The organism is Bartonella sp. AP36NXGY, assembly GCF_042195865.1.
Classification (GTDB): domain Bacteria; phylum Pseudomonadota; class Alphaproteobacteria; order Rhizobiales; family Rhizobiaceae; genus Bartonella.
The window spans coordinates 1-6,512 of record NZ_JBHIPD010000027.1; the positions used below are offsets into that span (position 1 = coordinate 1).

8 protein-coding genes are annotated in these 6,512 nt (G+C 36.7%); all 8 read right to left on the reverse strand.

Features of this window, described 5'->3' with window-relative positions; all coding sequences use genetic code 11:
• Nucleotides 1-154 precede the first annotated feature (154 nt).
• The gene (locus ACFINX_RS08445) at nt 155-937 is read right to left on the reverse strand and encodes a type IV secretion system protein (RefSeq protein WP_375668646.1); all 783 of its coding nucleotides are present in this window, start codon (nt 935-937) and stop codon (nt 155-157) included.
• Nucleotides 934-1,077 carry a TrwH protein gene (locus ACFINX_RS08450; RefSeq protein WP_375627963.1) on the reverse strand — a complete coding sequence of 48 codons (144 nt, stop codon included), beginning with the start codon at nt 1,075-1,077 and terminating at the stop codon, nt 934-936. Before ACFINX_RS08450 ends, ACFINX_RS08445 begins: the two co-directional genes overlap by 4 nt.
• A gap of 239 nt (nt 1,078-1,316) precedes the next feature.
• Nucleotides 1,317-2,162, reverse strand: a complete 846-nt coding sequence (locus ACFINX_RS08455) for a type IV secretion system protein (RefSeq protein ID WP_375668647.1) — start codon at nt 2,160-2,162, stop codon at nt 1,317-1,319.
• A gap of 191 nt (nt 2,163-2,353) precedes the next feature.
• Complete coding sequence (locus ACFINX_RS08460; protein ID WP_375613870.1) at nt 2,354-3,121, reverse strand: type IV secretion system protein; 768 nt, start codon at nt 3,119-3,121, stop codon at nt 2,354-2,356.
• Nucleotides 3,118-5,589 (reverse strand): VirB4 family type IV secretion/conjugal transfer ATPase, encoded by a 2,472-nt coding sequence (locus ACFINX_RS08465; RefSeq protein WP_375652482.1) that lies wholly within the window; start codon nt 5,587-5,589, stop codon nt 3,118-3,120. The genes ACFINX_RS08460 and ACFINX_RS08465 overlap by 4 nt, the downstream gene beginning before the upstream one ends.
• A 2-nt stretch (nt 5,590-5,591) precedes the next feature.
• Entirely contained in the window at nt 5,592-5,900 is a 309-nt protein-coding gene (locus tag ACFINX_RS08470) for a type IV secretion system protein VirB3 (RefSeq protein WP_375613868.1), read from the reverse strand.
• 12 nt (nt 5,901-5,912) lie between these two features.
• Nucleotides 5,913-6,221 (reverse strand): conjugal transfer protein, encoded by a 309-nt coding sequence (locus ACFINX_RS08475; protein WP_375613867.1) that lies wholly within the window; start codon nt 6,219-6,221, stop codon nt 5,913-5,915.
• 125 nt (nt 6,222-6,346) lie between these two features.
• Nucleotides 6,347-6,512 (reverse strand): VirB2 family type IV secretion system major pilin TrwL (gene trwL, locus ACFINX_RS08480; RefSeq protein WP_375668654.1); only part of this gene is annotated, 166 nt, incomplete at its 5' end.

Sequence of the window (6,512 nt, forward strand, 5' to 3'; positions counted from 1 at the left end):
TTTATCACCTTGAAATATAGATACATGCTAAACGCTTCATTTGCATTTATACATTACCTAAGTATTTTCATTACGATATCTTAGCTTTGATAAAACCTTTGTGCTTCTCTTAATTGTTCAGAGAGTACTGAACCTTCTACATCGGCTTTTGTTTTCATCGTATGGTAGGCATCCCTTTTTTTTCATGATCAAAAATTTTCATATCAAGTTCGCGTCTTTTCCTTTTGATAAGTGATTGCTCAGCGTCACGTAAATGCGTTATCATTTCCATCTTTATAAATTCATTTTGGATCATGGCTAACGAACCATCGATATGTGCTTGAAGATCTGCAATATCTTTCAGGTTTTTTTTTGTTTTAATTTCACCTAATAGATTTTCGAGGTATTGAAAACGATCTTTTATTTTTTCAACAGTTTCTAAACTTACAGCTTTATCTAGTATCGATGCAAATTGTAAACGCCCCGAAATAGCTTTGCCCATTTTATCAAAAGACCCAGAAATTTTGTCTTCCTCCTGCAATAGCTTTTGATATGATTCCCTTGAAAGCTCATCTCTCTTATAGAGCGATTCTGGCTCTTTGAGAAAAAAACTAGAAAAGTCTATTTTTTGAGGTTCAGTTTTCTGACTCTTTGTTATAGCCTGATAAGCTTTTTCTATTTGTGAAAGTTGTTCTTTTTTTAACGAAAGCTGTTTTGTTAAGAGCTCAATAATTTCCCCTTTTTTTAATAGCTTAATAAGCTCCCGATATTCTGCTGGTAGAGCAGGTTGTGGCGATGGAGCAGGTGAATTCTGTTTAGTATCTGATTCCGAAGGAATCTGTGCCCTTAAAAGACTTTCCCATATGCGAGTAGATATCTCATCAACATTGTTTGCATGTGCCAAATTTATCATTTCCAAAAGGGTAATCATTCCTGTTATAATAAATCGCTTTTTCATATATTTGCTCGCTTGATTTCGGCAGGGATTGTTTTATTAATAGGCACACGGTTCCTATCATTAGGCTGTTTTAGCTTTGGTGCTAATGCACAAGCCGATAAAAGGTTTGCAATCAAAATTACAAGAATGATCGACTTCATTTTAATATTACTCTTTTTTACTATTATATACATCCTGATATTTATTGTCATTATTCCTATTTTGAACATAAAGTAAAGTGCATGGTGTGTAATTATTTTACTTTTTTATTCCATTTTAATTTATGAAAATAGCTCAATTTCAGTGCAAATATTTTTTACTTTATGATTGGATATCCTTATTATTTTGTCATATGGATATTAGGGGCGTTTGTTACGGGAACCATTGCTTTTTATCTCATCTAGTTTTTATGTCTCCATAGATGTCCAAATGTAATGCCTTTTGCGAGAGAATTGGCCATGCTTGATAGTTTGAGTAACAGCATGATGGATATAATGGACAAGATGAGAGCTCCTCCAAACATGGAGCTTACATTTTGGTCGTAATCGAGTTTCATATCGCTCAAATAGTTTGCAAAGATATTCATCATCAGATTAAATACAGAGGCTAAGAGTAGAAAGAGGATTATATAATTGACGACTTGTACAATCCATTGCTCGAAAAAGCGATGAGTTGGTTGCCAGAGTAGAGCAATAATGAAGATTGGTCCCAATCCTACGAGAAGTGCAAGTGCGATTTTTGTCAGGAGCACGAGACCACCACCGATTGCGACTACGAGGCTTGTTGCTAGCAAGATGAGGATTCCTAAGAGACTGTAAAGCAGTCCATTGGACTCGAAGAAGACGGTTTCTTGGAAAAGACGGCCTGCATATTGGAATCCTCCGCCTGCTGTTTTGTCAAGTAAATTCATTAATTGTGTATCATTGAGTGGATTTGTTATGAGCGCTTTTGATAACTCATAGGGCATTTGTGTTATCAAATTGGCAATTTCATTTTGATAAAGTCCTGTGGTAAGAGCTATTGAAGTAATAATACTTATCCGTAGGAAACGGTTTACGAATCCGGAGAGAGGCATATCGATAGCGCCCCGGATGATGAGCCAACCATAGATGATGAAAGCGATTGTGATACCGATTGATACAAAGGGTGTAATTGTAACAATTGCTTTTGAGGAAATATCCGTGACATATGTTTTTGTTATCTGATCAATTTTATTGAAAAGTTGCGTGAACACTGTAAAGTCCATGGAATTCCTCTTTAACGAATTTTCAACTTTTTATATGCTTTTTGAGCATTTTTCGTTGAATTTTTTTAAGGATAAAATGAAACTTCGTAGACCTTTTCGATCTATGAGAGAGAATTGAGTATTACGCATTAACTTTTTCTTTTTACGAGCATACAGGAAAAATAATATACAAAATATTGCTACAAAAAGCTTTACCTAATGAATCTTATGGTAGGCATGTTCGTGTTTTTACTATTCAAAATTTTTATGTTATGTTTATCTTTCTGTTGTTTGATAAGTGTATGTTCAGCATTGCGTAAATGTGTAACCATTTGTAGTTTTGCTGTTTCATTTTGTAGCATAGCAAGCATTCCAATTATATGTGCTTGTAACTCGGCAATACTTTTTAGATCTTTTGTTGTCGTGATCTCGTTTAATAGTTCTTCAATTTGCTGAAAACGATTGTTTGCTTCTTGAAAAGTTTTTAAACTTACGGCTTTATCAGTGATGGCTGCATATTGGATACGCTTGTTGATAAAACTGCTAGATTCATGGATAGTGACAGGAATTTCTTCTTCTTTTAAAATATTTTCAAGTGATGTAGATAGAGCAGAAGTTTTATTTCTATTGTAGAGATTCTCTGGATTTTTGAGAAAAAAGCTACTGTGATCTGTTTGTACATTTTTAAGTTTTTTAGTGTCGAATTTTTGGCTTCCCGTTATAGACTCGTGTATCTTTTTTACTTCCTCAAGGTGTTTTTTTAGCATATCGAGAAGTTGGGCATCAGGTGGCGCTTTCTTTTGCTGTGGAGTTTTTTTAGACTTTGATGTATTTGAAGATGAACTTCCAAAAAAATTGGGCCACTTCGTTGGAACGGATGCCGATAAATCCGCCGACCCAGCGCCCCAAACCCAAGCCATCGCTGGGTTTGAAACCCCTAAAGTTATTACAACTACTATTGAAATGACCTTTTTTTTCATGTTTCCCTCCTGTCATTTTTTGCGTGCTGTAAGAAAATTGGTAACCATATTGCCGGATCATCACCAACTTCTGCGATAATGCTTTCGGCTAACTCTGCGTTATCAGGCGTTCCTGATAACACTAAGAGCTCGTCACTAAAGTCGTGTTCGATGGTTTTTCCATCGCGTGTTAGATGGAATTTACCAAGATTCAGTTCTGCAAGCGCAGATTGATCACCCTGCTTAATGAGGAATTGGCGACTAAACTCACCAAGTCCTTTAACGAGTTCAAATTCGGCATCTGTTAGTTTAAAGCCTTTTGTATAATCTTCATAATTTGCTTTGGGATTGGCTAGAAAAATATAAGTTGCACACTGTTGAATGAGTGTTTTGGCAATATTACTTTCCAAGGCATCGCTAGGCTCTTGTGTTGCATAAACAAAAATACCATTTTGTTTACGGATGGTCTTTTGTTTATTTTTGGCTAAATCTTCAAAGTACGGATCTTGCAAAGGCTTCCAAAACTCGTCAAAGATATACATAAACCGCTGTCCGCTAATCATGCCTTCTGTGCGGTAAAGCAAATACATCATCACTGGAGTGCGAGTTTCAAAATTATCTAAGAATTCCGTGATATCAAAGCCGTAAATTTGATGTGTTGAGAGATCAAGAGCATCATGGGGATTATCAAACAACCACCCATAATCACCACCTTCACACCATTTTAGTAAGCGAGCATGAACAGATGGGTGAGCATTATAATCACTTAAACGTGGATTTGGTAAAAATTGTACTAGAAAGGACAAACGACGGAGTGATCGGTCAATGTTAGCACTCATAACAGACATAACTGCTTTGTTAATTTCTTCTTCGTCGTGATGCGTGACTTCACCACCAGCTTCTGCCAATTTTTTAACAAATTGTTTCAGAAAAATAAGATTTTCTTGTGTGGGTGGGAGTTGGAAAGGATTGAAACCACTTTTTCTGCCTGGCTTGAATGTTAAATATTTTCCACCCATCGCCCGAATGGCAATTTCCATGCCACGATCTTTATCAAAAACAACAGTTGTCGGCTTAAATTTTTGTGCTTGTGCTAACAAAAAGCCGAGTAACACGGTTTTACCGGAACCAGATTGTCCGATAAGTGCGGTATTACCAAGTAAACGTTTATCTGTCGAGTCCTCTTCAAGTTTGGAGGCATGAAAGTTGAAATAAAGCGGTGTTTTACTGGTTGTTTTAAGAATTGTGACGGCTGGTCCCCATGGGTTGCCAGTGGGTTTTCCTGACATAAAATTATGAAAAGATGAAAATGACAAAAAGTTCAATGATGTAATCGGAGCAGGACGTGGTCTCCATTTCCAATTGCCAGGAAGTTGTGCCCAATAGCCAGCCTCTATCGCTAAGTCTACAGGTTTGGGCAGTACCGCAACGTCTAGTAATGCTGCACTTGCTTTGGCCATATGGTCGCGAACTTGTTGAATTGTATCACCATAGATCGTCAATGTGCAGTGATGTTCTCCCATGACAAAATGCCCACTGATAAGCTGGTTTAGTGCTTCGTCAATTTGTTCAATTTGGCTCGTTGCCACATCTCGTGCATCAATAAGATTACGCTGATGCCGTTGTAAATAGTCTTTAGCAGCATGTCGGGAGAGCACTGAAAAGCTCTGCGTCAATACGAACTCGAAGTCACTTTCCAACAAAACATTTAATTGTCCTGGTTTGGTTGTTGCATCATATTCTTTAATTTCAAGCATTCCAAATCGACGCATTCCACTGGTTGTTCGCAGTTCACCAAGAGCGCCCCATTTTGAGAAAAAAGGTCGATTGACAGACATATAGTCAGCAAAACGGTCATGGCAAATTGGCATAGGGCGATATTCACCATTGACAAGCATTCCAAGGAATTCAAGTACAGAAGAATAAGCATGCCCATTTTTTTCATAAGCACCAAGAAGTTCTGCACCGTAACGGTTTAAAGATTGGCCTAAAGTACGATTGATGTCATTGAGTTCTTTGATACATGTGTCTTGTCGCATCTTTTTTTGATCAAACGTTTCACGTTCATGTTTAGAAAAGAACGACATAATTTTATCCGCTATCGGTTGAAAAATGACAGTCAGATATAAATCATTGACCATCAAATTATAACCAGTAAAGCTTTGTCGATATTTTTCATCAAGTTGATAGCAAAACATTTGATCAAATGTTGAATCAGGATATTCATAAACACGGCGGCGTACAATATGCGTCCAAAATGATAAATTGGCTGATGCAAGACCCCGTAGAGTATTGTTAAGCTCTTTTATCCATTGAAAAATATCTTCTTCTGAAGCGCTTTGATGCGAACGCCCATCAATTTTCCAAATTGACAAATATTCCGCATTTTTAGTAGAAATAATCGTATCTGTAATATGATGTGAATAAGGCAGAAACAGGCTTACAGGTGTCTCTGATGCAAGGCGTTTGCTGCTTTCAACAGCTGTCATGTTTATCTCCTTTTACTATAATCAGAGGGACTATAACTTGATGCGCCCCAAAAACCTTTGTTGCGATTGCGAAATTTAGTATCGATCCATAACCACCAGATACGAAACGCCTTATCATCGTTTTTAGTAATTTGCACCATAATAAACCATAATGGAGGTGCTATAATCCACAAAAAGATACTTACTGTCATAGCAATAACAGCAACCCCCATAACCATAACGATAAATGGCATCATGGGGACACCCCATATCGTTGGAACACGTGTTGCTCCCTTGAATAGGGGGAATTCTTTTTTTTCTTGCGATTTCATGGAATGTTCTCGTCACTGGAGGTGAAATAATATGTGGCTAATATAAAAAGCTGCACCAGCAATAATGACACTGAATGCCCATCGCATAAATGTAGCTCTTGCGATAATGCGAAATATATAAATAAGCAAAAGTAATAAAAGAATGATAGCAGCAACGATAGGAATAATTATACTTAATCCATATTGCATCCCTATGAAAACATCTAAACTCTTTGTTTCCGTCTGAGCATATGCAGATTGAGTTATTAATAACATAATCAAAGTTATAAAAATAGCACTAATCTTACATATTTTTGATTGAAGCGTATTTAATTGTTTCATATCTTTTATCCCCTTTTAATTAAAGTTGCTATAAATAATATTCCTTTTTTCGTAGTATGAGCGATATTATTACTGGTACAAATTTATAATCAACGAACATTAAAAACATTACGTATTATACTAATTTATGCTCGACCTGTAAATAGCATTGTAGCAAGCTGGCTTGCTGAGCCAGCGATGACAACGCCGACTGCCCATCGTATAAATGTATCCCTTTCAATGTAGCGTCCTGCGTAACCAATTGCTAAGCACAAAAGTATAACAGCAGCAGCAATAGGAATAATATTGGTA

Bases quoted from the DNA above. Each gene is read 5' to 3' on its own strand.
- ACFINX_RS08445 (WP_375668646.1), bottom strand. From the start codon at position 937: ATGAAAAAGCGATTTATTATAACAGGAATGATTACCCTTTTGGAAATG.
- ACFINX_RS08450 (WP_375627963.1), bottom strand. From the start codon at position 1,077: ATGAAGTCGATCATTCTTGTAATTTTGATTGCAAACCTTTTATCGGCT.
- ACFINX_RS08455 (WP_375668647.1), bottom strand. From the start codon at position 2,162: ATGGACTTTACAGTGTTCACGCAACTTTTCAATAAAATTGATCAGATA.
- ACFINX_RS08460 (WP_375613870.1), bottom strand. From the start codon at position 3,121: ATGAAAAAAAAGGTCATTTCAATAGTAGTTGTAATAACTTTAGGGGTT.
- ACFINX_RS08465 (WP_375652482.1), bottom strand. From the start codon at position 5,589: ATGACAGCTGTTGAAAGCAGCAAACGCCTTGCATCAGAGACACCTGTA.
- ACFINX_RS08470 (WP_375613868.1), bottom strand. From the start codon at position 5,900: ATGAAATCGCAAGAAAAAAAAGAATTCCCCCTATTCAAGGGAGCAACA.
- ACFINX_RS08475 (WP_375613867.1), bottom strand. From the start codon at position 6,221: ATGAAACAATTAAATACGCTTCAATCAAAAATATGTAAGATTAGTGCT.